General features: G+C 72.0%; 20 protein-coding genes. 14 read left to right on the forward strand and 6 right to left on the reverse strand.

Annotated features, from left to right (window positions below; genetic code table 11):
- Window positions 1-103: 103 nt before the first annotated feature.
- The 5 genes from ACIRNI_RS11550 to ACIRNI_RS11570 all read left to right on the forward strand — a co-directional run bounded on the left by ACIRNI_RS11550 (window position 104) and on the right by ACIRNI_RS11570 (window position 5,354).
- Window positions 104-1,261 (forward strand): branched-chain amino acid ABC transporter substrate-binding protein, encoded by a 1,158-nt coding sequence (locus tag ACIRNI_RS11550; protein WP_355358205.1) that lies wholly within the window; start codon window positions 104-106, stop codon window positions 1,259-1,261.
- A gap of 136 nt (window positions 1,262-1,397) precedes the next feature.
- Complete coding sequence (locus ACIRNI_RS11555) at window positions 1,398-2,321, forward strand: branched-chain amino acid ABC transporter permease (protein ID WP_355358202.1); 924 nt, start codon at window positions 1,398-1,400, stop codon at window positions 2,319-2,321.
- Window positions 2,318-3,685, forward strand: coding sequence for a branched-chain amino acid ABC transporter permease (locus tag ACIRNI_RS11560; protein ID WP_403550516.1), 1,368 nt, complete (start codon window positions 2,318-2,320; stop codon window positions 3,683-3,685). The genes ACIRNI_RS11555 and ACIRNI_RS11560 overlap by 4 nt, the downstream gene beginning before the upstream one ends.
- On the forward strand, window positions 3,685-4,590 hold the full coding sequence (locus ACIRNI_RS11565; RefSeq protein WP_403550518.1) for an ABC transporter ATP-binding protein: 906 nt from the start codon (window positions 3,685-3,687) through the stop codon (window positions 4,588-4,590). The genes ACIRNI_RS11560 and ACIRNI_RS11565 overlap by 1 nt, the downstream gene beginning before the upstream one ends.
- Window positions 4,591-4,646: 56 nt before the next feature.
- Window positions 4,647-5,354 carry an ABC transporter ATP-binding protein gene (locus tag ACIRNI_RS11570; RefSeq protein WP_403550861.1) on the forward strand — a complete coding sequence of 236 codons (708 nt, stop codon included), beginning with the start codon at window positions 4,647-4,649 and terminating at the stop codon, window positions 5,352-5,354.
- Between the two features lie 101 nt (window positions 5,355-5,455).
- On the opposite strand, the gene ACIRNI_RS11575 is transcribed toward ACIRNI_RS11570, so the two are convergent.
- The gene (locus ACIRNI_RS11575) at window positions 5,456-5,932 is read right to left on the reverse strand and encodes a PaaI family thioesterase (RefSeq protein ID WP_403550520.1); all 477 of its coding nucleotides are present in this window, start codon (window positions 5,930-5,932) and stop codon (window positions 5,456-5,458) included.
- Window positions 5,933-6,001: 69 nt separating this feature from the next.
- Window positions 6,002-8,284 carry an FdhF/YdeP family oxidoreductase gene (locus ACIRNI_RS11580; protein WP_403550522.1) on the reverse strand — a complete coding sequence of 761 codons (2,283 nt, stop codon included), beginning with the start codon at window positions 8,282-8,284 and terminating at the stop codon, window positions 6,002-6,004.
- 180 nt (window positions 8,285-8,464) lie between these two features.
- Here ACIRNI_RS11580 and polA point away from each other — a divergent pair, with 180 nt between their 5' ends.
- A complete protein-coding gene (polA, locus tag ACIRNI_RS11585; protein WP_403550863.1) occupies window positions 8,465-11,119 on the forward strand; it encodes a DNA polymerase I in 2,655 nt (884 codons plus the stop codon).
- Between the two features lie 59 nt (window positions 11,120-11,178).
- Here the strand turns inward: polA and ACIRNI_RS11590 are convergent, their stop codons facing one another.
- Window positions 11,179-12,042 (reverse strand): DUF4184 family protein, encoded by an 864-nt coding sequence (locus ACIRNI_RS11590; protein WP_403550524.1) that lies wholly within the window; start codon window positions 12,040-12,042, stop codon window positions 11,179-11,181.
- A gap of 204 nt (window positions 12,043-12,246) precedes the next feature.
- Between ACIRNI_RS11590 and ACIRNI_RS11595 the strand changes: the two genes are divergently transcribed.
- The gene (locus tag ACIRNI_RS11595) at window positions 12,247-13,977 is read left to right on the forward strand and encodes a lytic transglycosylase domain-containing protein (RefSeq protein WP_403550526.1); all 1,731 of its coding nucleotides are present in this window, start codon (window positions 12,247-12,249) and stop codon (window positions 13,975-13,977) included.
- A gap of 37 nt (window positions 13,978-14,014) precedes the next feature.
- Here the strand turns inward: ACIRNI_RS11595 and hrpB are convergent, their stop codons facing one another.
- Both hrpB and ACIRNI_RS11605 read right to left on the reverse strand, forming a co-directional pair.
- Window positions 14,015-16,519, reverse strand: a complete 2,505-nt coding sequence (gene hrpB, locus ACIRNI_RS11600) for an ATP-dependent helicase HrpB (protein WP_403550864.1) — start codon at window positions 16,517-16,519, stop codon at window positions 14,015-14,017.
- On the reverse strand, window positions 16,519-17,313 hold the full coding sequence (locus tag ACIRNI_RS11605; RefSeq protein ID WP_403550528.1) for a class I SAM-dependent methyltransferase: 795 nt from the start codon (window positions 17,311-17,313) through the stop codon (window positions 16,519-16,521). The genes hrpB and ACIRNI_RS11605 overlap by 1 nt, the downstream gene beginning before the upstream one ends.
- A gap of 375 nt (window positions 17,314-17,688) precedes the next feature.
- Here ACIRNI_RS11605 and rpsA point away from each other — a divergent pair, with 375 nt between their 5' ends.
- The 4 genes from rpsA (at window position 17,689) to ACIRNI_RS11625 (ending at window position 21,450) form a co-directional block, all read left to right on the forward strand.
- Window positions 17,689-19,191 (forward strand): 30S ribosomal protein S1, encoded by a 1,503-nt coding sequence (rpsA, locus tag ACIRNI_RS11610; RefSeq protein ID WP_345489430.1) that lies wholly within the window; start codon window positions 17,689-17,691, stop codon window positions 19,189-19,191.
- A 159-nt stretch (window positions 19,192-19,350) separates the two neighbouring features.
- A complete protein-coding gene (locus ACIRNI_RS11615; RefSeq protein WP_355358174.1) occupies window positions 19,351-20,289 on the forward strand; it encodes a PAC2 family protein in 939 nt (312 codons plus the stop codon).
- A gap of 84 nt (window positions 20,290-20,373) precedes the next feature.
- The gene (gene coaE / locus ACIRNI_RS11620; RefSeq protein WP_403550531.1) at window positions 20,374-20,973 is read left to right on the forward strand and encodes a dephospho-CoA kinase; all 600 of its coding nucleotides are present in this window, start codon (window positions 20,374-20,376) and stop codon (window positions 20,971-20,973) included.
- A gap of 108 nt (window positions 20,974-21,081) precedes the next feature.
- Entirely contained in the window at window positions 21,082-21,450 is a 369-nt protein-coding gene (locus ACIRNI_RS11625; protein ID WP_355358168.1) for a tetratricopeptide repeat protein, read from the forward strand.
- Between the two features lie 25 nt (window positions 21,451-21,475).
- Here ACIRNI_RS11625 and ACIRNI_RS11630 read toward each other — a convergent pair whose 3' ends face one another.
- A complete protein-coding gene (locus ACIRNI_RS11630; RefSeq protein WP_403550533.1) occupies window positions 21,476-21,727 on the reverse strand; it encodes a DUF6343 family protein in 252 nt (83 codons plus the stop codon).
- A 149-nt stretch (window positions 21,728-21,876) separates the two neighbouring features.
- Between ACIRNI_RS11630 and ACIRNI_RS11635 the strand changes: the two genes are divergently transcribed.
- The 3 genes from ACIRNI_RS11635 to ACIRNI_RS11645 all read left to right on the forward strand — a co-directional run bounded on the left by ACIRNI_RS11635 (window position 21,877) and on the right by ACIRNI_RS11645 (window position 26,821).
- The gene (locus ACIRNI_RS11635) at window positions 21,877-22,302 is read left to right on the forward strand and encodes a DoxX family protein (RefSeq protein ID WP_403550535.1); all 426 of its coding nucleotides are present in this window, start codon (window positions 21,877-21,879) and stop codon (window positions 22,300-22,302) included.
- A gap of 70 nt (window positions 22,303-22,372) precedes the next feature.
- The gene (locus ACIRNI_RS11640) at window positions 22,373-23,854 is read left to right on the forward strand and encodes a carboxylesterase/lipase family protein (protein WP_403550537.1); all 1,482 of its coding nucleotides are present in this window, start codon (window positions 22,373-22,375) and stop codon (window positions 23,852-23,854) included.
- Between the two features lie 117 nt (window positions 23,855-23,971).
- The gene (locus ACIRNI_RS11645; protein ID WP_403550539.1) at window positions 23,972-26,821 is read left to right on the forward strand and encodes a DEAD/DEAH box helicase; all 2,850 of its coding nucleotides are present in this window, start codon (window positions 23,972-23,974) and stop codon (window positions 26,819-26,821) included.
- Window positions 26,822-26,828: the final 7 nt, after the last annotated feature.

Below are 26,828 nucleotides of genomic sequence, written 5' to 3' on the forward strand. Positions count from 1 at the left end.
GCGATTACATTCCCCGCACACCGCACGGACGCGCGGTGGGGTGTGGAGGGCGCTCCGCCCGCTGCACGCGCTTACAAAAGTCAGGCGCTTCAGGGGGCCTTCTGTGCTGAACAAGAACATCATCAGGTTCGCCATTCCCGTGGCCGTGGGTGCCTTGGCGCTCTCCGGTTGCAGCAGTGATTCCGGAGACGGCGGTGAGGCTCTGAAGATTGCTTTCCAGGGGCCGCTCTCGGGTGACAACACGGCACTCGGCGAGAATGAGGAGAAGGGCATCAAGCTCGCCATCGAGCAGGCGAACGCAAAGGGTGACCTTCCCTTCAAGATCGAGTACATGGCGGTGGATGACCAGGGCCTCCCCGAAAAGGCCACCGCTGCGGCCCAGAAGGCGATCGACGACCCGGACGTCGTCGCGCTGATCGGGCCCGCATTCTCCGGACCGACCAATTCCGCCGCGCCTCTCCTGGGTGATGCCGGACTCGCTTCGCTGTCCGCTTCCGCCACGCGCGGGGACCTGACCGAGCAGGGTTTCAAGACCTTCCTGCAGGGCGTGCCCAACGACAACGCCCAGGGTGCCGGAATGGCCACCTACTACGCGAAGAAGCTGAAGCCCAAGAAGGTCTACCTGATCGACGACAAGTCCGACTACGGAGTCGGGCTCGCGTCGATCGCGGAGAAGGACCTCAAGGCGGCCGGTGTCGAGGTCATCAAGAAGTCCGTCCCCGCCAAGACCCCGGACTACAGCGCCACCGCCAAGGACGTGGTCAACTCCAAGGCCGACGCGCTGATCTACGCGGGCTACTACCAGGACGCCGCGCCGTTCGCCAAGAAGCTCGTCGAAGCCGGCTACAAGGGCGCCGCGATTTCCGGTGACGGCACGAACGACGTGAAGTTCATCGAGCTCGCCGGTGCGGCCGCCAACAACTGGTACCTGACCTGCCCGTGCACCGACGCGAAGGTCGAGGAGAACACCAAGAAGTTCACCGAGGAGTACCGCAAGAAGTTCAACGTCGACCCGGGTACGTACTCGGCCGAGGCCTACGACCTCACCAACATGGTGATCGCGGAGCTGAAGAAGCTGGGCAGCAAGCCGGAGCGGCAGGCGGTGTACGACGCGCTCAAGAAGGCTTCCTACAAGGGCCTCACGAAGGAATTCTCCTTCAATGAGAAGGGTGCGCTGAAGATTCAGGACGTGTTCCTCTACCAGGTGAAGGACGGCAAGATCGCCTACCTGGGCCCGGTCGAGGAGCTGGCCGGAAGCTGATTTCCGGAGGCGGGCCACGACTCCGGCCGGGAGCGTGGCCCGCAACCGCCCGATTCCTCTTTGCGCTGCGCATCGGACCCCACGTATGCGCACACCGCTTCTCCGGCCGCTCAGCTCCCACAAGGAAGTCAGCAAGATGTCCCTCAGTGAATTCTGGGACTATTTGGTCCTGGGGGCGGTGCTCGGTTCCATTTATGCCGTCATCGCCATCGGTTACACACTGGTATACGGCGTACTGCAGCTGATCAACTTCGCGCACAGCGAGGTTTTCATGTTCGGTGCGTACGGCGGGCTCATATCCCTCACCCTGGTCGCTCCCGGAGCCAATCCCTCGGGTGTCGCATCGGTCGGATACGTCGCCCTCGGTCTGACCGCGGGCGCCGCTTTCGGAGCCCTTACCGCCTACGGTCTGGAAAAGGTCGCATACCGGCCACTGCGCCGGCGCGGAGCGCCCCGGCTCATCTTCCTGATCACCGCCATCGGCGCGTCGTTCTTCCTCTACAACCTCGCGGGCAAGCTCTTCGGCCGCGACCCCCTGCCGATGCCGGAGGCGTACAAGAACGAGCAGGTCCTCACGGTCTTCGGCGCCTCCCTGAACGTCACTCAGCTGCTGCTGCTGGGCTCCGCGGTCGTGATGATGATCGCCCTCGACCTGGTGGTGAACCGCACGAAGCTCGGCGCGAGCATCCGGGCCGTCTCCCAGGACGCCGAAGTCGCCGCCCTGATGGGCGTGGACATCGACAAGGTCATCTCCCGCACCTTCGTGATCGGCGGCGTGCTCGGCGGAGCGGCGGGCTACCTCTACGGGACCTTCCTCCAGGTCAAGTTCGACATGGGCTTCATCCCCGGTATCACCGCGTTCGCCGCGGCAGTGGTGGGCGGCATCGGCAACATCCGGGGGGCGATGCTCGGCGGCCTGATGCTCGGCGTCGTCGAGACGCTGACCGTTCCGCTCCTCGGCGGTGAGTGGCGCCATGTCGCCGCGTTCACCGTGCTCATCATCGTGCTGATGTTCCGGCCCACGGGCATTCTCGGCGAGCGTGTGGGGAGGACGGCATGACCACGGACACTTCGGTGAAGAAGCCCATGACGGCCGCGGCGAAGCTGCGCCACGTTGCCTGGTACCAGCAGCCGCGCTGGCAGCGGCTCGGTGCCCTGCTGGCGCTCGGCGTGGTGCTCACCGTGATGGTGGGGGAGCAGGGCAACACCCGGGACATCTTCTACTCCCTCAGGACCAGCTTCACGGGCGCCAACCTCTGGGTGATCCTGGCGCTGGCCGTCGCGATCTGGGGCGTCCGCGAGTTCACCTCCGGCCCGCTGACCACGCTGACCGAGCGGGCCAAGTCGCTCGCATCCGGTGGGGCCGGTGGGAAGCTGGAGCAGGCGCGCACGGTGGTGCGCACCCAGCCGAAGGTGCGGTGGGCCCTCCTCGCCGCCGTGTTGCTGGTCGTCCTGCTGGTGCCGGGGCAGCTCTCCGGCTACTGGCAGACCGTGCTGGTCGACCAGGTGGCCATCTACGCCCTGCTGGCGATCGGCCTCAACGTGGTGATCGGCTGGGCGGGCCTGCTGGACCTGGGCTTCGTCGCGTTCTTCGCGGTCGGTGCGTACAGCGCCGCCTTCTGGACCGGCGCGCTGCCCGTCGAGCCGCCCGTGGTGCTCAACAACTTCCTGGTCATCCCGGTCGCGGTGGTCACGTGCCTGATCGCGGGCATCCTGCTGGGCGCCCCCACGCTGCGGCTGCGCGGTGACTACCTGGCGATCGTCACCCTGGGCTTCCACGAAATCGTGTACCTGGTGGCCAAGAACGCCGACGGCATCACCAACGGCTCGGCCGGCGCCCGGCAGATCCCGAAGTTCTCCGCGTTCGGCTACGAGTGGTCGCTGGAGCGCATGCCGTACTGGTACCTGCTCGTGACGCTGATCGTGCTCATGGTCGTGATCTTCGTCAGGCTGGAGCACTCCCGCGTCGGACGGGCCTGGACCGCCATCCGCGAGGACGAGGTGGCGGCCGCGGCGAACGGCGTGGACACGGTGAAGTTCAAGCTGATGGCGTTCGCCATCGGAGCGTCCACCTCCGGTATCGCCGGCGTGGTCTACGCGAGCAAGGTGGGGTACTTCAACCCCGAGAACTTCGCCATCCTCAACTCCATCCTGGTGCTCGCCTACGTCATCTTCGGCGGCATGGGGTCGCTCCCGGGCGTGCTGATCGGCGCGGCCATCCTGGTGTGGCTGCCCGAGGCGCTGCGCGACTACGTGGAGCCCTCCGACCGGTACATGTACCTCGGTGCGCTGCTCGTGGTGATGATGATCTACCGTCCGCAGGGCGTCTGGCCGTCCCGCCGTCGCCAACGGGAGCTGAAAATGGCGGACGAAGGACTCGGAGAGGCCGATGCCATGACCGAGCGGGCGGGAGGCAAGCTGTGATGGCCACCGAAGTGACGAGCGACGAGGCACAGGCCGGGCGACCCGAGGGCCCGGACGCCGGCACGGTCCTGGAGACCTCCGGTCTGACCCTGCGGTTCGGCGGTCTGACCAGCCTGGACAACGTGGAGCTGACCATGCGCCGGGGCGAGATCCTGGCGGTGATCGGTCCGAACGGTGCGGGCAAGACCTCGCTGTTCAATTCCCTGACCGGGGCCTACACCCCGCAGGAAGGCAGCATCACCTTCCACGACAAGGACGGCGGGCACCACCAGCTGCTGGGGCGCAAGCCCCATGTGGTCAACCGCCTGGGCCTCGCGCGGACCTTCCAGAACATCCGCCTGTTCTCGGCGCTGACCGCGCTGGAGAACGTGAAGATCGCCGCCGAGACCCGGCTGAAGGCCGGACCGGTCTCGATCATCCTGGGCCTGCCGAACGCACGGCGGGCGGAGCGGCACAGCGACGAACGGGCCCACCGCCTGCTGAAGTTCGTGGGCCTGGAGGACAAGCTCAACGACATCGCCGGCTCCCTCAGCTACGGCGACCAGCGCAGCCTGGAGATCGCGCGGGCGCTGGCCACGGAACCGCAGGTGCTGCTCCTCGACGAGCCCGCCGCCGGTACCAACCCTACGGAGAAGCTCCAGCTGGAGCAGCTCATCCGGCGGATCAACACCGAACTGGGCGTGAGCGTGCTGCTGATCGAGCACGACATGCGGCTGGTGATGTCGGTGGCGGACCGGGTCATGGTCCTCAACTTCGGCAAGAAGATCGCCGAGGGGACGCCGAGCGAGGTGCAGCGGCACCCCGCCGTCATCGAGGCCTACCTCGGATCGTCGGCCGAGGACGCCGAAACGGTGCAGAACATCATCGCCGAGCGGTCGGCCTCGGACGCGGAGGAGGGGCAGTGAGCGTGACGACGGATCCGGCGAGCCGGGCGGACACCGCGGAGGCGGCCGGCGTGCCGCTGCTCGAGCTGAGCGCCCTGCGCGTCTCCTACGGCGCGATCGAGGCGCTGAAGGGCATCGACCTCACGGTGAACCAGGGCGAGATCGTGGCCCTCCTCGGAGGCAACGGCGCGGGCAAGACCACGACGCTGCGCACGGTGTCCGGCATGCTCCGGCCGAGCGCCGGCGAAGTGCGGCTGCGCGGCGAGCGCATCGACGGCATCAAGTCGCACGAGCTGGTCCACTTCGGGATCGGCCATGTGCCGGAGGGCCGCCGGGTCTTCCCGAGGATGACGGTCCTGGAGAACCTGGAGATAGGCGCCTACCGCTTCTCGTCGGTGGACTCCGCGGACCTTGAACAGATCTTCGGGCTGTTCCCGCGGCTCGCGGAGCGGCGGTCGCAGCTCGCGGGCACCCTCTCGGGCGGTGAGCAGCAGATGCTGGCGATCGGCCGTGCCCTGATGGGCAGGCCGGAGCTGCTGCTGCTCGACGAACCGTCGATGGGCCTGGCCCCGCTGATCGTGCAGCAGATCTTCGAGATCATCCGCGACATCAACGAGCAGGGCACCACGGTGCTGCTCGTCGAGCAGAACGCCACCCAGGCGCTGGGGCTCGCCCATCGCGGGTACGTGCTGGAGACCGGGTCGGTGTCGGTGGACGGCGAGGCGCGGGAGCTGCTCGCCGACTCCCGGATCCGGGCCGCCTACCTCGGTGAGGGCGCTGCCTGACCTGATCCGCCGGTACGGGAGCCGGGGGAGCCTTGCGGGGCTCTCCCGGCTCCCGGCCGTTTCCGGGGCCGCGCGATGCCGGGGCGGTCGGCCGGTGGGGCTCAGCCGGTGGGGCTCTCGCCCTGCCCGGCGTCCCGCAGCAGGCAGGTCAGGCGGGCCGTGCAGACCCGCTTGTCCTGCTCGTCGGTGATGACGACTTCGTACGTGGCGGTGGAGCGTCCGCGGTGGACGGGGGTGGCCACGCCGGTCACCAGTCCGCTGCGGACGCCCCGGTGGTGCGTGCAGTTGAGGTCCACGCCGACCGCGATCTTGGAGATGCCGCCGTGCAGCATCGAGCCGACCGAGCCGAGGGTCTCGGCGAGCACGGCGGAGGCGCCGCCGTGCAGCAGCCCGTACGGCTGGGTGTTGCCCTCGACCGGCATGGTGCCGACGACCCGCTCCGCCGAGGCCTCCAGTATCCGCACGCCCATGCGGGTGCCCAGGTGCCCGGCGGAGAAGAGGGCGGGCAGGTCGACACCGAGCGAGGCGTACTCGTCGATGACTTCCTGCGGGAACTTCACGCTGGTCTGCTCGCCCATGGGGCCCGGCTCCGTTCGTCGTCGTACGGCCTTGTGCTGGCCGGCTTGGCTGACTGGCTAAGCGAACGCTCAGACGGTCGGTGATTGTTCCAGACGCACGACCACGGACTTGCTGGCGGGGGTGTTGCTGACGTCGGCGGTGGACTCCAGCGGCACCAGGACGTTCGTCTCCGGGTAGTACGCGGCGGCGCAGCCCCGCGCGGTCGGGTAGTGCACCACCCGGAAGCCGGGCGCGCGCCGCTCGGAGCCGTCGCGCCACTCGCTGACGAGGTCGGCGTACGAGCCGTCGGCGAAGCCGAGCGCGCGGGCGTCCTCGGGGTGGACCAGGACCACGCGGCGGCCGCCCTTGATGCCGCGGTAGCGGTCGTCGAGGCCGTAGATGGTGGTGTTGTACTGGTCGTGCGAGCGCAGGGTCTGGAGCAGCAGCCGGCCCTCGGGGACCCGCGGGTACTCGACGGGCGCGGCGGTGAAGTTCGCCTTGCCGGTCTTCGTGGGGAAGCGCCGCTCGTCGCGCGGGGCGTGCGGCAGGGCGAAGCCGCCGGGGTTCGCCGCGAGCCGGGCGTTGAAGCCCTCGAAGCCGGGAACCACGCGCGCGATGCGGTCGCGGATCGTGGCGTAGTCCTTCTCGAACTCCTCCCACGGTGTGGCCGACGCCTCGCCCAGCACGGCCCGCGCCATGCGCGCCACGATGGCCGGCTCGGACAGCAGGTGCGGGCTCGCCGGCGGCAGGTTCCCGCGCGAGGCGTGGACCAGGCCCATCGAGTCCTCGACCGTGACGAACTGCCGGCCGCCGGCCTGGACGTCCTTGTCGGTGCGGCCGAGGGTGGGCAGGATCAGCGCGCGCGTGCCGGTGACCGCGTGGGAGCGGTTCAGCTTGGTCGACACGTGGACGGTGAGCCGGGCGCGGCGCACGGCCGCCTCGGTGACCTCCGTGTCGGGCGTCGCGCCCACGAAGTTGCCGCCCATCGCGAAGAACACCTTCGCCTCGCCGTCGCGCAGCGCCCGGATGGAGCGCACCACGTCGAAGCCGTGGTGGCGGGGCGAGGCGATGCCGAACTCCTTGTCCAGGGCGTCCAGGAACGCCGCGGACGGGCGCTCGAAGATGCCCATCGTGCGGTCGCCCTGCACGTTGGAGTGCCCGCGGACCGGGCAGACCCCGGCGCCCGGGCGGCCGATGTTGCCGCGCAGCAGCAGGAAGTTGACCACCTCGCGGATGGTCGGCACGGAGTGCTTGTGCTGGGTGAGGCCCATGGCCCAGCAGACGATGGTGCGCTCGGAGGCGAGCACCATGCGCAGCGCGCGCTCGATCTCGCCGCGCTCCAGGCCGGTGGCGGCGAGCGTCTCGTCCCAGTCGGCGGCCCTGGCGGCGGCCGCGAACTCCTCGTACCCGTGCGTGTGCTCGCGTACGAACTCCTCGTCGACGGCGCCGTCAGTCTCAAGGACCAGCTTGTTGAGGAGCCGGAAGAGGGCCTGGTCGCCGCCGATGCGGATCTGGAGGAACAGGTCGGTGAGGGCCGCGCCCTTGAGCATGCCCTGCGGGGTCTGCGGGTTCTTGAACCGCTCCAGGCCCGCCTCGGGCAGCGGGTTGACCGAGATGATCCGCGCGCCCGCCGCCTTGGCCTTCTCCAGGGCGGAGAGCATGCGCGGGTGGTTGGTGCCGGGGTTCTGCCCGGCCACGATGATCAGGTCCGCCCGGTGCAGGTCCTCCAGCGAGACGCTGCCCTTGCCGATGCCGATCGTCTCGGTGAGCGCGGAGCCGGACGACTCGTGGCACATGTTGGAGCAGTCCGGCAGGTTGTTCGTGCCGAACTCGCGGGCGAAGAGCTGGAGCAGGAACGCGGCTTCGTTGCTGGTGCGGCCGGAGGTGTAGAAGACCGCCTCGTCGGGGGAGGCGAGCGCGGTCAGCTCCTCGGCGATGATCGCGAAGGCGCGCTCCCACGTCACCGGCTCGTAGTGGTCGGCGCCCTCCGGCAGGTACATGGGGTGGGTGATCCGGCCCTGCTGCCCGAGCCAGTACCCGCTGCGGGTCGCGAGGTCCGCCACCGGGTGCGCGGCGAAGAAGGCGGGCGTCACGCGGCGCAGCGTGGCTTCCTCGGCGACGGCCTTCGCGCCGTTCTCGCAGAACTCCGCGAGGTGCCGCTTGTCGCCCTCGGGCCAGGCGCAGCCCGGGCAGTCGAAGCCGTCCTTCTGGTTGACCTTGAGCAGGGTCTGCGCGGTGCGCCGCACGCCCATCTGCTGCCGGGCGACCTTGAGCGTGTGCCCGATGGCGGGGAGGCCGGCCGCGGCGTGCTGGGGCGCCTGGACCTGCGGCGCGTCCTGGACCGGGTCACCTGCGGGCGGCTTGCTGACCATCGCGCTCCCCCTTGAGCGGTTGTGTCCGATGTACGTATCCGATCCTGTCACGCCCCACCGACAGCGGGCACCGCCCCTTGGCCGGGACCGGCATTGTCAGTGGTCCGTGGCAGGATCGTGTCCGTGGCTGAGACAGCATCGAAGAAGACCCCAGACGACAACCGTCCGCGCCTGCTCCTCATGGACGGGCACTCCCTGGCGTACCGGGCGTTCTTCGCGCTGCCCGCGGAGAACTTCACCACCGCGAGCGGCCAGACGACCAACGCCATCTACGGCTTCGCGTCGATGCTGGCGAACACGCTGCGTGACGAGGCGCCGACGCATTTCGCCGTCGCGTTCGACGTGTCGCGCAAGACGTGGCGCTCGGCGGACTTCCCGGAGTACAAGGCGAACCGCTCCGCGACCCCCGACGAGTTCAAGGGGCAGGTCGAGCTGATCGGCGAGCTGCTCGACACCATGAACGCCGAGCGGTTCGCGGTGGAGGGCTTCGAGGCGGACGACGTGATCGCCACGCTCGCCACGCAGGCCGAGGCCGAGGGCTTCGACGTGCTGATCGTCACCGGCGACCGGGACTCGTTCCAGCTGGTCTCCGACCACGTCACCGTGCTCTACCCCACGAAGGGCGTCTCGGAGCTGACCCGGTTCACCCCGGAGAAGGTCCAGGAGAAGTACGGGCTGACCCCGTCGCAGTACCCCGACTTCGCCGCCCTGCGCGGCGACCCGTCCGACAACCTGCCGGGCATCCCCGGCGTGGGGGAGAAGACGGCCACGAAGTGGATCAACCAGTTCGGTTCGTTCGCCGAGCTGGTCGAGCGGGCCGACGAGGTCAAGGGCAAGGTCGGTCAGGCCCTGCGCGACCACCTGGAGTCCGTCAAGCTCAACCGCCACCTGACCGAGCTCGTCCGGGACGTGGAGCTGCCGAAGACGGTGGCGGACCTGGAGCGCCGGCCGTACGACCGGACCGCGCTCAAGGGCTTCCTGGAGGTCCTGGAGATCCGCAACCCGAGCCTGCGCGACCGGCTCCTCGCCGTCGACCCGGGCGCCCAGGAGGAAGAGGCCCCCGCTCCGGCCGCCGGTGTCGAACTGGACGGCACCGTGCTCGGCGCCGGCGAGCTCGCCTTCTGGCTGGAGCAGCACGGCGGCCAGCCGCTCGGCATGGCCACCGTCGCCACCTGGGCCCTGGGCGTCGGCAACGTCAGCGAGGTCGCGCTGGCCGGTGCCGACGGCAAGGCGGCCTGGTTCGACACCACCCAGCTCGACGAGGCCGACGAGAAGGCCTTCGCCGCCTGGCTCGCCGACCCCGCCCGCCCCAAGGTGCTGCACAGCGCCAAGGAGGCCCTGCGGGTCTTCCCCGAGCACGGCTGGCACATCGAGGGCATCACGATGGACACCGCCCTCGCCGCCTACCTGGTCAAGCCGGGTCGCCGCTCCTTCGCGCTGGACGCCCTCTCCGTCGAGTACCTCCACCGCGAGCTGGCCCCCGCCGCGGCCGACGGGCAGCTCGCCTTCGGCACCGACGAGCAGGCCGAGGCGGACGCGCTGATGGCCCAGGCCCGCGCGGTCCTCGACCTGGGCGACGCCTTCGGCGAGAAGCTCGAGGAGGTCGGCGCCACCAAGCTGCTGCACGACGTGGAGCTGCCCACCTCCGTGGTGCTGGCCCGGATGGAGCGGTACGGCATCTTCGCCGACCGTGCCCATCTGGAGGCGATGGAGCAGCAGTTCGCCGGCGCGGTGCAGCAGGCGGTGAAGGAGGCGCACGCCTCCGTCGGGCACGAGTTCAACCTGGGCTCCCCGAAGCAGCTCCAGGAGGTCCTCTTCGGCGAGCTGAACCTCCCCAAGACGAAGAAGACCAAGACCGGCTACACCACGGACGCGGACGCGCTGGCCTGGCTGGCCGGCCAGACCGAGCACGAGCTGCCGGTCATCATGCTGCGCCACCGCGAGCAGGCCCGGCTGCGCTCCACCGTCGAGGGCCTGATCAAGACGATCGCCGCCGACGGCCGCATCCACACCACCTTCAGCCAGACGGTCGCGGCGACCGGCCGCCTCTCCTCGACGGACCCCAATCTGCAGAACGTGCCGGTCCGCACCGACGAGGGCCGCGCCATCCGGCACGGCTTCGTCGTCGGCGAGGGCTTCGAGTCGCTGATGACGGCCGACTACAGCCAGATCGAGCTGCGGGTCATGGCCCACCTGTCGGAGGACGAGGGCCTCATCGAGGCTTTCACCTCCGGCGAGGACCTGCACACCACCGTCGCCTCCCAGGTGTTCGGCGTCGAGCGGTCCGCGGTCGACGCGGAGATGCGCCGCAAGATCAAGGCCATGTCGTACGGCCTGGCGTACGGCCTGTCCGCCTTCGGCCTCTCCCAGCAGCTGGGCATCGAGGCCGGCGAGGCGCGTGCCCTGATGGACACGTACTTCGAGCGGTTCGGCGGGGTGCGCGACTACCTGCGCCGCGTCGTCGACGAGGCCCGCGCCACCGGGTACACGGAGACCATGCTCGGGCGCCGCCGCTACCTCCCGGACCTCAACAGCGACAACCGCCAGCGCCGCGAGTCCGCGGAGCGGATGGCGCTGAACGCGCCGATCCAGGGCACGGCCGCCGACATCGTGAAGGTCGCGATGCTGCGCGTCGACCGCGCACTGCGCGAGGCGGACCTGAAGACCCGCCTGCTGCTCCAGGTCCACGACGAAATCGTCCTGGAGGTCGCTCCGGGCGAGCGCGACCAGGTCGAGGCGCTGGTCCGCCGCGAGATGTCCACCGCGGTCGACCTCCGCGCCCCCCTGGACGTCTCGGTGGGCGTGGGCCCCGACTGGGACTCCGCGGCGCACTGACACACAGGGGCCTCCCCTTCCCGGTCCCGGGAATGGGAGGCAGGGGCGGGGGGAGACGTCTAGCCGGCGCTCGCCGGCCGCGGCCGCAGCCGCATCAGCAGGCCGTACGCCAGCACCCCGCCCACCAACCCCGCCCCCGCGCCGAAGCACGCGGTCGGGATGATGTCCAGCGGTGTCTCGGGCGCGTGCCCCCAGTACGCGTACCACCGCGCGCACCGGTGCACCACGCCCACCACCACGCACCCTCCGAGCAGCCCGGCGGCCAGCCACCGCTCCCGCCGCCCGAGGACAGGGACCGGCGCGGCCCCCGGCTCCTGCTCTCGCCCCGAAGGCACCGAAACCTCCGAAGCCCCTGAAGGCCCGGACGGCATCCGCCGCGCCCCGCTCCCCACGAACCACGCCAGCACCACCAGCGCCACCGCCGAGCCGCCGTACTGCGCGTACAGGTACATCGGGAAGCCGGCCACCACCTCCCCCAGCACCGGCAGCACCTTCATGCCCCACCGGTCCAGGTGCGTGAAGGCGTCCCACACCACGTGCGTCGTCGCGCCGACGACCGCCGAGACGTAGAACCACACCGCCAGCTCCGCCCGCCGCCGCCCGCGCCACGCCCGCCCCCGCAGCAGCGCGTGCACCGGCCCCTGCCACCGCCCGGGCACCAGCGCCACCAGCGGCTCACGCACCATCAGCCACACCGCCACCAGCGCCGCCGCGATCGCGACATCGACCGTCAGGTCGCCCGCCACCCCGTGCGTGACGTCCCCGAAGCGCATCGCCCCGGGCAGCACCGTGTCCGCGAAGTACGTCATGTCCGGTGCGAACGATCCGGCGACGAGCGCCGACGCGACGAAGGGCCCGCGCGCCGCGCCGGACCTCCGTATCGCGGGCAGTACGGCCACGGCGTGGCTGAGGGTGAACGGCATGCTGGAGGGCCCCCCTTGAGCTGGTCGGTCAACGGCCGCCAGTATGCGTGACGTTCGCACTCCGGATTCCGGTGAAGCAAGCGGTGACGAAAGCGTGAAAAGCGGTCAGTGGGCGGTGTGCCGCACCCGCCGTTTGACGTAGGGTCGCTTGAGTCCTCGCGCGGGGAGCGCGGACGGCAGCATCAAAGGGGAGGGACCACACGTATGGCAGCGCACATGGGTCGCCGGCTGCGCAAGGGAGCCACCAGCACCGCCGTGGCCGCCGCCGCGGTCGCCGCACTCTCCGCCTCGCAGGCCCCGGGCGTGACACCCGCCGCCGGCGGCGGCAGCGGTGACCCCCAGGCCGCCGACGCCACCCCCCAGCCCCACGAGAACTCGGCCACCGGCAACTCGCCGTACTACACCGACCTGCCCCCGCTCAACACGCCGAACAAGCCCGGCGCCTCCGTCGAACTGCCCGTCATCACGGGCCCCGCGGAAGCGGGCATACCGGCCACCGTCCTCGCCGCCTACAAGCAGGCCGAGCAGCACCTCCGTGCCGCCGACCCTGGCTGCAACCTCCCCTGGCAACTCCTCGCGGGCATCGGCAAGGTGGAGTCCGGCCAGGCCCGCGGCGGCCGCGTCAGCGCCGACGGCACCACCCTCACGCCGATCCTCGGCCCCGTGCTCAACGGCGTCGGCTTCGCCAACATCTCCGACACCGACGACGGCGCGTACGACGGCGACACGACGCATGACCGCGCGGTCGGCCCCATGCAGTTCATCCCCTCCACATGGGCGAGCTGGGGCCAGGACGCCAACGGCGACGGCCGCAAGGACCCCAACAACATCTACGACGCCGCGCAGGCCGCAGGCATGTACCTCTGCGCGAACAACCGCAACCTCGCCCTCAAGGCCGACCTCGACAAGGCGATCCTGAGCTACAACCGCTCGACCGAGTACCTGCGGACGGTCCTGTCCTGGTTCGAGTACTACAAGCGCGGCACGCACCGGATCCCGGACGGTACGGGTGTCCTGCCGGTCGACCGCAGCGACAACAAGCCGGTCGGGCGCCCGACGCCGACGCCGACGCCGACCCTGCCCGTGACGCCGTCCCCCAAGCCGACGCCGCCGTCCACGAAGCCGTCCCCGACGACTCCGTCGACCCCCACGACGCCGCCCGTCACCCCGAAGCCGCCCACGCCGGTTCCCCCGTCCACGCCGGACCCGACCAAGCCGCCCGTCACCCCGGCCCCCGCGCCGCACGAGAAGGTGGCGCGCCTCACGGACGCCGGTACGGGCCCGCTCACCGCGACGGCGGGCAGCCGTTTCGCCGAGCGCCCCGAGGTCAAGGCGCTCGACCGGGCGGGCAAGCCCGTCGCCGGCCTGGAGGTCGAGTTCGAGATCACCGGCGCCACGGAGGCCCGCTTCGCGGCCGGGACCGGCTCGGTCGGCAGCGTCGTCGTCACCACGGCCGCGGACGGAACGGCCACCGCGCCGCCCATCCTGGCGGGCGAGCGGGCGGGCGAGTTCACCGTACGGGCCACCGTCGTGCGCCGTGCGGCCCTGCCCGCCGTCGACTTCACCGCGACCGTCACGGAGCGCGCCGCCGACGCGCTGGCCAGGACGGACGAGAAGGCCCTGACGGCCGCCCCGGACACCGAGTTCGCCGACCAGGTCGAGGTGAAGGCCACGTACAAGGGCGCCGTCGCGTCCGGCGTCGCGCTGACCGCCACCATGATCACGGCCGCGGACGACACCACCGCCGCCGACAAGGGCCCCTTCTTCAAGGACGAGCAGGGCAACCCCGTCCGGACCCTCGAAGGCCTGAAGACGGACGCGAACGGCGTCCTCAAGCTTCCGAAGATGTACGCGGACGGACAGACCGGCACCTTCCTGCTCCGCCTGACGACCACCGGCGGCGCCACCCTGACGATCGAGCTCAAGGTCGCCTGAAGGTCGAAGGTCGACTGACGGCCAGGCCGGGCGCCGCTCAGCGGCGCCCGGTGTTCGTCCGCCGGGTCGGCTCCGCCCCCGCCGGGTCCTCCGGCCACGGATGCTTCGGGTACCGGCCGCGCAGCTCCGCCCGCACGGAGCGGTACCCGTCGCGCCAGAAGGACGCCAGGTCCGCCGTGACGGCGGCGGGCCGGCCGGCCGGGGACAGCAGGTGCACCAGCACGGGAACGCCCGCTATCCGCGGTGTCTCGCCGAGCCCGAACATCTCCTGCAGCTTCACCGCGAGCACCGGCTGCTCGCCGGCGCCGTACTCGACCCGGATCCGTGAGCCGCTGGGCACCTCGATCCGCTCCGGGGCCAGCTCGTCCAGGCGGGCCGCCTCCCCGGTGGCCCAGGGCAGCAGCCGCTGCAGCGCCTGACCGGCGTCGATACGGGCCAGATCGGCCCGCCGCCGCGCCCGGGACAGCTCCGGTTCCAGCCACGCGCCGGCCCGCTCCAGCAGCGCGGCGTCCGACACGTCCGGCCACGGCTCGCCGAGCACCCGGTGCAGGAACGCCAGCCGCTGCCGCAGCCCCTCCGCCTCCCGCGACCAGCGCAGCAGCCCGGGCCCCTCGCGCCGCAGACCCTCCAGCAGCGCCTCCCGCACGCGTACGGGATCCGGGTCGGTCAGCGGCCGTACGGTCAGCTCGACGGCGCCCAGCCGCTCCACGGACCGGGCGACCACGTCACCGTCCTCCCAGCGGACCTCCTCGCCGGCCACGAGCAGCCCCGGGGCGGCCGCCCGCGCGGTCTCCTCGTCGATCACGGCGGCCAGCCGCACCCGCGCCGACGCCGCGTGGGCGGGCCGGTCCGCGACGGCGACGGCCAGCCACGCGGACCCGCGCAGCCGGGACCCCTCGCCGAGCTCGGCCCGCGTCCCCGACGCCATCAGGAACGCGCCCTCGGCCCGGTCGCCCCGCGCACGCGCGACCCGCTCCGGGTACGCCAGGGAGGTCACCGTTCCGACGACGGCGTCGTCCGGCACCCCGCGGTCCGTGCCGCCGGCACCGTCCAGCTGCCCCGCCAGGCGCCGGGCCTCCTGCCGCCAGCGGGCGCCGTACGCGTCGCCCGGGGCGCGGCGGGCCGTACGCCAGGCGGCCGCCAGGTCGTCGCCGTACTCGCGCGGCGGCTCCTCGCTCAGCAGGGCCACCACCTCCGCGGCGCGCCGCGCGCCCACCAGCGGCGCCCCGTCCAGCAGGGCGCGGGCCAGCCGGGGGTGGACGCCGAGCCGGGACATGCGTACGCCCCGGTCCGTCACTCGCCCGGCCGCGTCGACCGCGCCGATCGCGGACAGCGCCTCCCGCGCGGCGCCCATCGCGCCCGCCGGCGGCGGATCGAGCAGGGCCAGGCCCGTGGCGCCGGGGTCGCCCCAGGCGGCGGCCTGCAGCGCGAACGCGGTCAGATCGGCCACCTGGATCTCCGGCGCCGGGAACGGCTGCCGCCGGGTGTCCTCCGCCTCGGCCCAGCACCGGTAGACCGCGCCCGGCGCCTCGCGTCCCGCTCGGCCCGCGCGCTGCCGGGCGGCCGCCCGCGACGCCCACACCGTGGTCAGCGACCCGAGACCGCGCGCGTGATCCACGCGCGGCTCGCGCGCGAGGCCCGAGTCGACCACGATCCGCACCCCGGGCACCGTCAGCGACGACTCGGCGACCGACGTCGCCAGCACCACCCGGCGGCGGTCCCCGCCGGGGGAGAGGACCGCGTCCTGCACGGCCGCCGGGGCCCGCCCGTGCACCTGGAGCAACTCCACGCCGGACAGACCGGACAGCAGGCCCGCCACCCGCGCGATCTCGCCGACACCGGGCAGGAAGCACAGCACGTCCCCCGACCGCTCCGCCAGCGCCCGCCGCACCACCGACGCGACGTGCGCCAGCAGGGCCGGGTCCACGCGCATCCCGTGCGGCGGCCGCACCGGCGCCGCCGGAGGAGCCCACACCACCTCCACGGGGTGCGCCACGCCCGCCGCCTCCACCACGGGCGCGCCGCCCAGCAGCCGCGCCCACCCCTCGGCGTCGGTCGTCGCGGACGCGGCCAGCAGCCGCAGCTCGGGCCGCAGGGTCTCCCGTACGTCCAGCAGGAAGGCGGCCGCCGTGTCCGCGTCCAGGTGCCGCTCATGGCACTCGTCGAGCATCACCACGTCGGTGCCGCCGAGCTCCTGGTCGCGCTGGAGGCGCTGCAGCAGGACACCGGTGGTCACCACCTCGACGACCGTCTCGCGCGACACCACGCGCTCGCCACGCACGGTGAAGCCGACCCGGCCGCCCACCTTCTCGCCCAGCAGCCACGCCATGCGCCGGGCCGCCGCCCGTGCGGCGATCCGCCGCGGCTCCGCGACCAGGACGCGGGCGCCCCGCTCGGCCAGCACCAGCGGCACCAGGGTGGTCTTGCCGGTGCCGGGCGGCGCGCACAGCACCGCGGCCCCGTGCCCGTCCAGCGCCCGCTCCAGGGCGGGCAGGGCGCTACGTACGGGCAGGTCCGAGGTCTCCGCGGCCTCCGCGCGCATCACGCGCGCTCGCACACGAAGATCGCCGTCCCCGGGATCAGGTTTCCGCGCAGTGGGGACCAGCCGCCCCACTCCTGGGTGTTCCAGGAGGGCCATTCCGGCTCGACCAGGTCCACCAGGTGGAACCCGCCCGCCACCACGTCCCGCACCCGGTCCCCGAGGGTCCGATGGTGCTCCACGTACACCGCCCGGCCCTCCTCGTCCTGCTCGACGTAAGGGGTGCGGTCGAAGTACGACGCGGCAACCGACAGCCCCTCCGGTCCGGGCTCGTCGGGGAACGCCCAGCGGATCGGGTGCGTCACCGAGAACACCCACCGTCCGCCCGGCCGCAGCACCCTGCGTACCTCGCGGAACACCCGCACCGGGTCGGCGACGAAAGGGACCGCCCCGTACGCGGAGCAGGCCAGGTCGAAGGAGCCGTCCCGGAAGGGGAGGGCGCACGCGTCGGCCTCCACCAGAGGGACGTCCGCGCCGATCCGCAGGGCGTGCTGGAGCTGGCGGTGGGAGAGGTCCAGGGCGACCGGGCGGGCACCGCGCGCGGCGAGCCAGCGCGAACACTGCGCGGCGCCCGCGCCGATCTCCAGGACGTCCCGTCCGGAGACGTCCCCCAGGAGCCGGGCCTCCGCCTCGTCCAGTCCCTCGGGCCCCCAGACGAAGCGGTCGTCCCCCAGGAACGCTCCGTGCTCGGTCTGGTACTCGTCGGCGTTCCGGTCCCACCAGCCCCGGTTCGCCCGGCTGCTCTCGGCGTCACCGGCGTGGCGCCTGGTGGCCTCGGGCTCGTACTCTTGGATCATCCCCACCGCCGTTGTAGGTTGCGCACGGCTGCCTGCGGGAGCTGCTGAGCGAGCGCCTGCGGAAGCCGTAGCCGCGGCCACGATGGCCTTGGGAAACATTAAATGTGCCGGGTATGTGACGTTCTGCCCCGGGTGTGCGCCTTCGCGCATTGACCGTGTCCGGCCGTCCCCGTATGCTAAAGGTTGCGCTGCGGGCCTGCGCGCCTCAGACGGAGCAGGCCGCGCTCGCATCTGTTGTATGTCCCCTCGGTTCTCGAGGCGCCACCCTTCACGGGGCGGATGCTTCCTTGGCTGTCCGGCTTCTGCAGAGGCGATACGGGCTCTCGGCGTAGCAGTACCTACGACTTCAATGTCCGTACCGGAGCCCTTTCCCACATGACGAGCAGCACCGAGACCACCGCCACCACCCCGCAGGTTGCGGTCAACGACATCGGTAACGAGGAAGCTTTCCTCGCCGCGATCGACGAGACGATCAAGTACTTCAACGACGGCGACATCGTCGACGGCGTCATCGTGAAGGTCGACCGGGACGAGGTCCTGCTCGACATCGGTTACAAGACCGAAGGTGTCATCCCGAGCCGCGAGCTCTCGATCAAGCACGACGTCGACCCGAACGAGGTCGTCAAGGTCGGCGACGAGATCGAAGCCCTTGTTCTCCAGAAGGAGGACAAGGAAGGCCGCCTGATCCTCTCGAAGAAGCGCGCCCAGTACGAGCGTGCCTGGGGCACCATCGAGAAGATCAAGGAAGAGGACGGCATCGTCACCGGTACCGTCATCGAGGTCGTCAAGGGTGGTCTCATCCTCGACATCGGCCTCCGTGGCTTCCTGCCGGCCTCCCTCGTCGAGATGCGTCGCGTCCGCGACCTCCAGCCCTACGTGGGCAAGGAGCTCGAGGCGAAGATCATCGAGCTGGACAAGAACCGCAACAACGTGGTCCTGTCCCGCCGCGCCTGGCTCGAGCAGACCCAGTCCGAGGTCCGCCAGACGTTCCTCACGACCCTGCAGAAGGGTCAGGTCCGTTCCGGCGTCGTCTCCTCGATCGTCAACTTCGGTGCCTTCGTGGACCTGGGTGGCGTCGACGGTCTGGTCCACGTCTCCGAGCTGTCCTGGAAGCACATCGACCACCCCTCCGAGGTTGTCGAGGTCGGCCAGGAAGTCACCGTCGAGGTCCTCGACGTCGACATGGACCGCGAGCGTGTCTCCCTGTCGCTGAAGGCGACCCAGGAGGACCCGTGGCAGCAGTTCGCCCGTACGCACCAGATCGGCCAGGTCGTCCCGGGTAAGGTCACCAAGCTGGTTCCGTTCGGTGCGTTCGTCCGCGTGGACGAGGGCATCGAGGGTCTGGTCCACATCTCCGAGCTGGCCGAGCGCCACGTGGAGATCCCGGAGCAGGTCGTCCAGGTCAACGACGAGATCTTCGTCAAGGTCATCGACATCGACCTCGAGCGCCGCCGCATCAGCCTCTCGCTGAAGCAGGCCAACGAGTCCTTCGGTGCCGACCCGGCGTCGGTCGAGTTCGACCCGACCCTGTACGGCATGGCCGCGTCGTACGACGACCAGGGCAACTACATCTACCCCGAGGGCTTCGACCCGGAGACCAACGACTGGCTGCCGGGCTACGAGGCCCAGCGCGAGGCGTGGGAGACCCAGTACGCCGAGGCGCAGCAGCGCTTCGAGCAGCACCAGGCCCAGGTCATCAAGTCCCGCGAGGCCGACGAGGCCGCCGCTGCCGAGGGTGGCGCCGCCGCTCCGGCCGGTGCCCCGGCGGGCGTCTCCGGTGGCTCGTACTCCTCGGAGTCGGACGACAACTCCGGCGCCCTGGCGTCGGACGAGGCGCTGGCCGCCCTGCGCGAGAAGCTGGCCGGCGGCCAGAGCTGAACGATCGACTCGATCGGCTCGCCGCTGAGCGGTAAGTAGGACGAAGGCCCGTCCCCGGAAGGGGGCGGGCCTTTCGTCGTGTGCGCAGTCGTCCGGGGAGTGGGAATGCCTGTGCGGTGAGTGACGTTCTTCCTAGGGATATGAGGAGGAGCGGTAATCGTGCTTGATCCCCGGGATTTGTACGCATGGGAGCCGAAGGGCCTGGCCGTCGTCGACATGGCGCTGGCGCAGGAGTCGGCCGGCCTCGTCATGCTCTACCACTTCGACGGATACATCGACGCGGGTGAGACCGGCGAGCAGATCGTCGACAGCCTGCTCGGATCGCTGCCCCACCAGGTGGTGGCCCGCTTCGACCACGACAGGCTCGTGGACTACCGGGCCCGCCGCCCGCTGCTGACGTTCCGGCGCGACCGCTGGACCGGGTACGAGACGCCCGCCATCGAGGTCCGCCTCGTCCAGGACGCCACGGGGGCGCCCTTCCTGCTGCTGTCGGGTCCGGAGCCGGACGTCGAGTGGGAGCGGTTCGCCGCCGCTGTACGGCAGATCGTCGAGCGGCTCGGCGTGCGCCTGTCGGTCAACTTCCACGGCATCCCCATGGGCGTCCCGCACACCCGCCCGGTCGGCCTGACCCCGCACGGCAACCGCACCGATCTGATGCCCGGCCACCGCAACACCTTCGACGAGGCCCAGGTGCCGGGCAGCGCCGAGTCGCTGCTGGAGTACCGCCTGATGGAGGCCGGCCACGACGTGCTGGGCGTCGCCGCGCACGTCCCGCACTACGTGGCGCGGTCCCCGTACCCCGACGCGGCCCTCACCGCGCTGGAGGCCATCACCGCCGCGACGGGCCTCGTCCTGCCGGGCGTCGCGCACGCGCTGCGCACCGAGGCCCAGCGCACCCAGACCGAGATCGAGCGTCAGATCGGTGAAGGCGACGAGGAGCTGGTCGCGCTCGTGCAGGGCCTCGAGCACCAGTACGACGCGATGGCCGGTGCCGAAACGCGCGGCAGCCTGGTCGCCGAGCCGGTGGAACTGCCGTCCGCCGACGAGCTCGGCCGCCAGTTCGAGCGGTTCCTCGCGGAGCGGGAGGGTGATCTCTAGCGCCGCCGTGGAGCGCCTGACGTTCCGAACGGCTCGTGGTGGCCGCCCGACAGGGCGGGGGAGCCACCCCCTAAGCTTCGGCACATGCTGAGAGTGGGGCTGACCGGCGGCATCGGAGCCGGCAAGAGCGAGGTGTCGCGGCTGCTCGTCTCGTACGGGGCGGTCCTGATCGACTCCGACAAGATCGCCCGCGAGGTCGTCGAGCCCGGCACGGCCGGGCTCGCGGCCGTCGTGGAGGCGTTCGGGACCGAGATCCTCACCCCCGAGGGCACCCTCGACCGGCCGCGGCTCGGCTCCATCGTCTTCGCCGACCCCGACCGCCTCGCCACCCTCAACGCCATCGTCCACCCCCTCGTCCGCGCCCGCTCCGCCGAGCTGGAGGCGGCCGCCGCGGCGGACGCGGTGGTCGTCCACGACGTACCCCTGCTCACCGAGAACGGGCTGGCGCCGCTCTACGACCTGGTCGTCGTCGTCGACGCCTCGCCCGCGACCCAGCTGGACCGGCTCGTACGGCTGCGGGGGATGACCGACGCCGAAGCCCGCGCCCGGATGGCGACCCAGGCCACGCGCGAGCAGCGCCTCGCCATCGCCGACCTGGTCATCGACAACGACGGGCCGCTGGAGGCGCTGGAGCCGCGGGTGCGTGAGGTGTGGGCGGAGCTGACCACCAGGGCGGCCCGCTAGCGGCGGAAAGGCCCGCCGGCCACGCACGGCCCGCGCCGCCCGCCGGCCGTTGGAATACGGGCCGCTGCGCCGATGTTGAAGGGCTGGAGCAAGGGGAAGGATGTGACCGTGCCCGACAGCAGCCCCGAGACCCACGTCATCGACTTCCGCGCCGCCGAGCAGCTCCTCGCCGCCCGCGACCCGCGCGGAGCCGTCAAGCTGCTCGACTCGGTGATCGCCGCCCACCCCGAGAACACCGCCGCCCGGCTGCTGCGCGCCCGCGCCTTCTTCGCGGCGGCGCAGCTGCGCCCCGCCCAGCTGGAGTTCGAGCTGGTCCTGGAGCGCGAGCCGGACAACGCCTTCGCCCACTTCGCGCTCGCCCGCACCTTCCAGCGCTCCGGTCGGCCGGACCAGGCCAAGCGCCATTTCCGCCTGGCCGCCGCGCTCGACCCGAAGCCCGAGTACCTGGAGGCGGCGCGCTTCGAGGCGGACTCGTAGCGGAGCCCGGCCCCGGTGGGCGGGGTCAGGGCTCGTACGGAGGGACGTCGCGCCCCGGCTGGTAGTGCGGGCCCTGGCGGATGTGCCGCACGACGAACATCAGGTCCGCCGTGACCACCAGGAACAGCACACCGCAGGCCACCGCCCACCCCGTGCGCCCGGCCAGCGCGAAGCCCGCCGTACCGGCGGCCGCCCAGATGAGACCCCACAGCGCCAGCCAGAACCGGGTCCGCAGCGGACTGCGTGCGGTCCTGGGTTCACTGCCGGTGCGTCGCATGGTGATCGCTCTCCTGCGTGTTCTGTGCCGGGTACCCCGGCAGGAAAAGGCCATCACTCCGATGAGTTCTCAGTACGGGCGCGGTCTACCTCTCCGAAACCGCCACGGAGCTCGGCGACGCCGAGCGGCGATACGAGGAGGCCCCCGAAATGAGCTTGACCGCGACCACGCCCGCGAGCGGTGCGCGTCTCAGCCGCCGCGCCGATATCGCTGTGCGCGTTCTGCAGATCGTGCTCGCCCTGTTCTTCGCGATCCCCAGCGCCGGACCCAAGCTGGTCGGACACTGGTCGGCGGCGGAGTCGTTCGACGTGATCGGCGCCGGCGACTGGCTCATGTACACGGTGGGGGCCCTGGAGCTGGCCGGTGCCATAGCCCTTGTGATCCCGATCCTCTCCGGCGTCTCCGCGCTGGCCCTCATCGCCCTGATGGCCGGGGCCTTCGTCACCCAACTCACGGTGCTCGACGGGAAGTACGCCCTCACGCCCGTCATCTTCGCCGCACTGCTCGCGGTGGTCGCCCGAACCCGCCGCCACCACAACGCGGAGCTGCTCGCGCTCGTCCGTCGGCGGAAGTGACCCCTGCGCCGGGGACGTACGAGAGACACTGAGGTGCCCCGACGTCGACCGAAGGGATCCGGTGAACCGAATGGACGCAGTGGTGTGCAGGACACGGCAGGGCGCGGTGCGCGGCACCCTCTCGGCAGAGGGCGGCGTCGCAGCCTTCCTCGGAATCCCTTACGCCGCCCCGCCCTTCGGCCCGTTGCGCTTCCGGCCACCGGCTCCCCCGCGCGCGTGGAGCGGCACGCGCGATGTCACCGCCCATGGGCCGACGCCCCCGAAGGCTCCGTACACCCCGCCCTTCGACACCCTCATACCGGAGGCCAGTGTCCCGGGTGAGGACTGCCTCAACCTGAACGTGTGGACGCCCTCGCCCGGCCCCGGAGCCCGTCTGCCGGTCATGGTCTGGCTGCACGGCGGCGCCTTCACCAACGGGTCGGCGGCGACGTCCGCGTACGACGGCAGCGCGTTCGCCCGGGACGGCGTGGTGTTCGTGTCCCTCAACTACCGGCTCGGCACGGACGGGTTCCTGCATCTGGACGGTGTGCCCGACAACCGGGGGCTGCTCGACCAGCTGGCCGCGCTGGAGTGGGTACGGGACAACATCGCGGAGTTCGGCGGTGACCCGGACCAGGTCACCGTCTTCGGCGAGTCGGCCGGCGCGCTGGCCATCGGTTTCCTGCTCGCCGACGAACAGGTGCGCCGGCGCGGGCTGTTCAGGCGGGCGATCCTGCAGAGCGGTGCCGCCCACCACTTCCTCCGGCCCCGGTCGGCCCGCCGCATCACGGAGCGCCTGGCCGAGAAGCTCGCCGTCGAACCGACCGCCGAGGCCTTCGCCGCCGTGCCGATGGACCGGCTCCTCGCCGCCCAGGCCGAGCTGCGCGGCGAGATCGGCGCGCGGCCCGACCCCGCCGTGTGGGGCGAGGCGGCGCTCAACGCCATGCCCTTCGAGCCGGTGACCGCCGGACCGGCCGAGGACGGGCTGGAGCTCCCGGGACCCGACTGCGGCGTCCAGCTGCTCATCGGCAGCAACCGCGAGGAGTACCGGCTCTTCCTCGTCCCCACCGGACGGCTGGAGCTGCTGCCGGAGGCCAAGCTGCGCGCCACGGCCGAGGCGTACGGTCTCGACCCCGACAAGGCCCTGCCCGTCTACCGGGACGCGCGCCCGGGCGCGGTGCCGGGCGAGATCTTCGACGCGATGACGACGGACTGGTTCTACCGGATCCCGGCGATCCGGCTGGCCGAGTCGGTGCCCGGTTCGTACATGTACGAGTTCGCCCGGCGCTCCTCCGCCTTCGACGGGCGCCTCGGCGCCTGCCACGGCAGCGAGCTGGCGTACGTCTTCGACCGCCTCGACGACCCGACGTACGCCCCGCTGACCGGGGAGGGCGCGCCGCAGGCGGTGGCGGACGCGATGCACGGGGCGTGGGTCGCCTTCGCGAAGACCGGCGACCCGGGGTGGGCGCCCTACGACGGGACGCGGGCGACGATGATCTTCGACGATGTCGCGCCGGGCGTGGTGGAGGACCCGCGGGCGGAGGAGCGGGCGCTGTGGGAAGGGGTGCGCTGAGGGGGCGCTGAGCGCTCCCGGGGCCGATTGTCAGACCCCACCCGTAAGGTCGTAGACCCAGGCGGTCCCAGGACGCGGACCGCGTGACACGACCAGCGCGAGGGGAGGTGACCGGCCATGCGCCAGGCGCCGCCGCACCACCGGCTGCCGGCCGGCTGCGCGGCCACGTTCCTCCCCGCCGACCTGCCCCGCGACGGCCGCGTCGCCTTCTGGTCCGTGACGGACGGCCCGCTGCCGGACCTGACGGCGGACGAGACCAGGACGGGGCGCGGCGACACGGTCACCGTCGTACGGCCGCACGGCAGCGGGGTGCGCAGCCGGGCGGTGCCCGCCGTCGTGCTGCCCGTCGCGGACGCCCTGCCTCTGCTCGTCGCCGCACGGCAGGACGGCGGCGCGCACCCCGCGGCGGCGTGCTGGGGCGCGGCCGCGCTGCACGCCCTGCACCTGGTCGCGCGCGGACGGCTGCTGCCCGGTCTGACCACTGCCGACCTCGACGCCTGGCGGGCCGGGCCGCTCGACCCCGACGACATCGCCCACCTGCGGGCGATCGCCGCCGCCATGCCGTACGAGGCCCATGCCGCGCCCGTCCCGGGCCCGCGTCCGCTCCGGCTGCCGGAGCCGGAGGCGCTGGTGCGCGCGTTCCTCGACGCGGTCGCCGACACCCTGCCGCGCACCCCCGCCGCCGCGTACGCCGCCGGCGAGCCGTTCGCCGCCCGTGCGCCGCAGCACCTGCCCCGCGCGCGTGCCTGGGCCGCCGAGGCGGCGGCGGGCATGGACGCCGGGGTCCGGGTCTCCCTGCGCCTCGACCTGTCCGGGTACGAGCTGTTCGACACCGACCGGGAGGGCGGCGAGGAGCGGCAGGCCGCCGCCGCGCTCCTCCAGGTGCACAGCCTCGCCGACCCGTCGCTCGTCGTGGACGCGGCCGAGCTGTGGACGGGCGCGGGCGACGAGCACTTCGGGCCGCGTGCCCGGATCGACACCGTCCTGGCGCTGCGCCGCGCCGCGCGCGTATGGCCGCCGCTGGCCCGGCTGCTGGAGCGGGAGGTGCCCGATGTGCTCTCCCTCACCGAGGACGAGCTGTACGAGCTGCTGGGCCCCGCCGCCGCCCGGCTCGGCGCGGCGGGCGTCACCGTCCACTGGCCCAGGGAGCTGGCCCGGTCGCTGACCGCCGCCGCGGTCGTCCGGCCCGCGCCGGGCTCGGCCACCGACGGCACGGCTTTCTTCGACAGCGAGCAGCTGCTGAGGTTCAACTGGCAGCTGGCGCTGGACGGCGACCCCCTCACCGAGCGCGAGATGGACGCCCTCGCCGAGGCGCACCGCCCCATCGTGCGGCTGCGCGACCAGTGGGTGGTGGTCGACCCCGCGCTCGTACGCAAGGCGCGCAAGCGCGAGCTGGGGCTGCTGGAGCCGGCCGACGCCCTCGCCGTCGCACTCACCGGCACCGCCGAGGTGGACGGCGAGACGGTCGAGGCCGTCCCCGCCGGTGCGCTCGCCGCGCTGCGCGACCGGCTCATGGCCGGCCCGGCCGACGTGACCCAGCCCCCGGGGCTGGACGCCACCCTGCGCGACTACCAGCTCCGCGGCCTCGCCTGGCTGGACCTGATGACCTCCCTCGGCCTCGGCGGCTGCCTCGCCGACGACATGGGCCTCGGCAAGACCGTCACGCTGATCGCCCTCCACCTGCGCCGCGCCCACCGCGCCCCCACCCTCGTCGTCTGCCCGGCCTCCCTCCTCGGCAACTGGCAGCGGGAGATCACCCGCTTCGCGCCCGGTGTCCCCGTGCGCCGCTTCCACGGCACCGACCGCACCCTGGAGGGACTGGACGGCCCGGACGGCGGCGGCTTCGTCCTCACCACGTACGGCACCATGCGCACCAGCGCCGAGAAGCTGGCCGCCCAGCGGTGGGGGATGGTCGTCGCCGACGAGGCCCAGCACGTGAAGAACCCGTTCTCGGCCACGGCCAAGGCCCTGCGCACCATCCCCGCGCCGGCGCGCGTCGCGCTCACCGGCACCCCCGTCGAGAACAACCTCTCCGAGCTGTGGGCGCTGCTCGACTGGACGACACCGGGGCTCCTCGGGCCGCTGAAGGCATTCCGCTCCCGCCACGCCCGCGCCGTCGAGAACGCCGAGCAGATCGAGAACGACGAGGCGGTCGAGCGCCTCGCCCGGCTGGTGCGGCCCTTCCTCCTGCGCCGCAAGAAGTCCGACCCGGGCATCGTGCCGGAGCTGCCGCCCAAGACGGAGTCCGACCACCCCGTCGCCCTCACCCGCGAGCAGGCCTCCCTCTACGAGGCGGTCGTACGGGAGACGATGGCGCAGATCGAGGGAGCGGAGGGCATGGCCCGCCGTGGCCTGATCATGAAGCTGCTCACCTCCCTCAAGCAGATCTGCAACCACCCCGCGCAGTACCTGAAGGAGGAGCCGGCGCGGCTCGCCGGCCGCTCCGGAAAGCTGGCCCTCCTCGACGAGCTGCTCGACACGATCCTGTCCGAGGACGGCTCGGTGCTGGTCTTCACCCAGTACGTGTCCATGGCGCGGCTCCTCACCGCCCATCTGGCCGCCCGCGCGGTGCCGGCCCAACTGCTGCACGGGGGGACGCCGGTGCCCGAGCGGGAGCGGATGGTGGACCGCTTCCAGTCCGGCGAGGTCCCGGTGTTTGTGCTGTCCCTCAAGGCAGCGGGCACCGGCCTCAACCTGACCCGCGCGGGCCATGTCGTGCACTACGACCGCTGGTGGAACCCCGCGGTGGAGGAACAGGCCACCGACCGGGCCTACCGCATCGGCCAGACCCAGCCGGTCCAGGTCCACCGGCTCATCGCCGAGGGGACGGTGGAGGACAGCATCGCCGAGATGCTCCGCAGCAAGCGCGCCTTGGCCGACGCCGTGCTCGGCTCCGGGGAGGCGGCCCTGACGGAGCTCACCGACCGGGAGCTCGCCGACCTGGTCTCGCTGAGGAGGCCGTCATGAGGAGGCC

This window comes from Streptomyces sp. NPDC093546 (genome assembly GCF_044765045.1).
Classification (GTDB): domain Bacteria; phylum Actinomycetota; class Actinomycetes; order Streptomycetales; family Streptomycetaceae; genus Streptomyces.

Excerpts from the sequence above, each read along its gene's own strand:
- ACIRNI_RS11555 (WP_355358202.1), top strand. The coding sequence starts at position 1,398 with ATGTCCCTCAGTGAATTCTGGGACTATTTGGTCCTGGGGGCGGTGCTC.
- ACIRNI_RS11560 (WP_403550516.1), top strand. The coding sequence starts at position 2,318 with ATGACCACGGACACTTCGGTGAAGAAGCCCATGACGGCCGCGGCGAAG.
- ACIRNI_RS11565 (WP_403550518.1), top strand. The coding sequence starts at position 3,685 with ATGGCCACCGAAGTGACGAGCGACGAGGCACAGGCCGGGCGACCCGAG.
- ACIRNI_RS11575 (WP_403550520.1), bottom strand. The coding sequence starts at position 5,932 with ATGGGCGAGCAGACCAGCGTGAAGTTCCCGCAGGAAGTCATCGACGAG.
- ACIRNI_RS11580 (WP_403550522.1), bottom strand. The coding sequence starts at position 8,284 with ATGGTCAGCAAGCCGCCCGCAGGTGACCCGGTCCAGGACGCGCCGCAG.
- polA (WP_403550863.1), top strand. The coding sequence starts at position 8,465 with ATGGACGGGCACTCCCTGGCGTACCGGGCGTTCTTCGCGCTGCCCGCG.
- ACIRNI_RS11590 (WP_403550524.1), bottom strand. The coding sequence starts at position 12,042 with ATGCCGTTCACCCTCAGCCACGCCGTGGCCGTACTGCCCGCGATACGG.
- ACIRNI_RS11595 (WP_403550526.1), top strand. The coding sequence starts at position 12,247 with ATGGCAGCGCACATGGGTCGCCGGCTGCGCAAGGGAGCCACCAGCACC.
- hrpB (WP_403550864.1), bottom strand. The coding sequence starts at position 16,519 with ATGCGCGCGGAGGCCGCGGAGACCTCGGACCTGCCCGTACGTAGCGCC.
- ACIRNI_RS11605 (WP_403550528.1), bottom strand. The coding sequence starts at position 17,313 with ATGATCCAAGAGTACGAGCCCGAGGCCACCAGGCGCCACGCCGGTGAC.
- rpsA (WP_345489430.1), top strand. The coding sequence starts at position 17,689 with ATGACGAGCAGCACCGAGACCACCGCCACCACCCCGCAGGTTGCGGTC.
- coaE (WP_403550531.1), top strand. The coding sequence starts at position 20,374 with ATGCTGAGAGTGGGGCTGACCGGCGGCATCGGAGCCGGCAAGAGCGAG.
- ACIRNI_RS11630 (WP_403550533.1), bottom strand. The coding sequence starts at position 21,727 with ATGCGACGCACCGGCAGTGAACCCAGGACCGCACGCAGTCCGCTGCGG.
- ACIRNI_RS11635 (WP_403550535.1), top strand. The coding sequence starts at position 21,877 with ATGAGCTTGACCGCGACCACGCCCGCGAGCGGTGCGCGTCTCAGCCGC.
- ACIRNI_RS11640 (WP_403550537.1), top strand. The coding sequence starts at position 22,373 with ATGGACGCAGTGGTGTGCAGGACACGGCAGGGCGCGGTGCGCGGCACC.
- ACIRNI_RS11645 (WP_403550539.1), top strand. The coding sequence starts at position 23,972 with ATGCGCCAGGCGCCGCCGCACCACCGGCTGCCGGCCGGCTGCGCGGCC.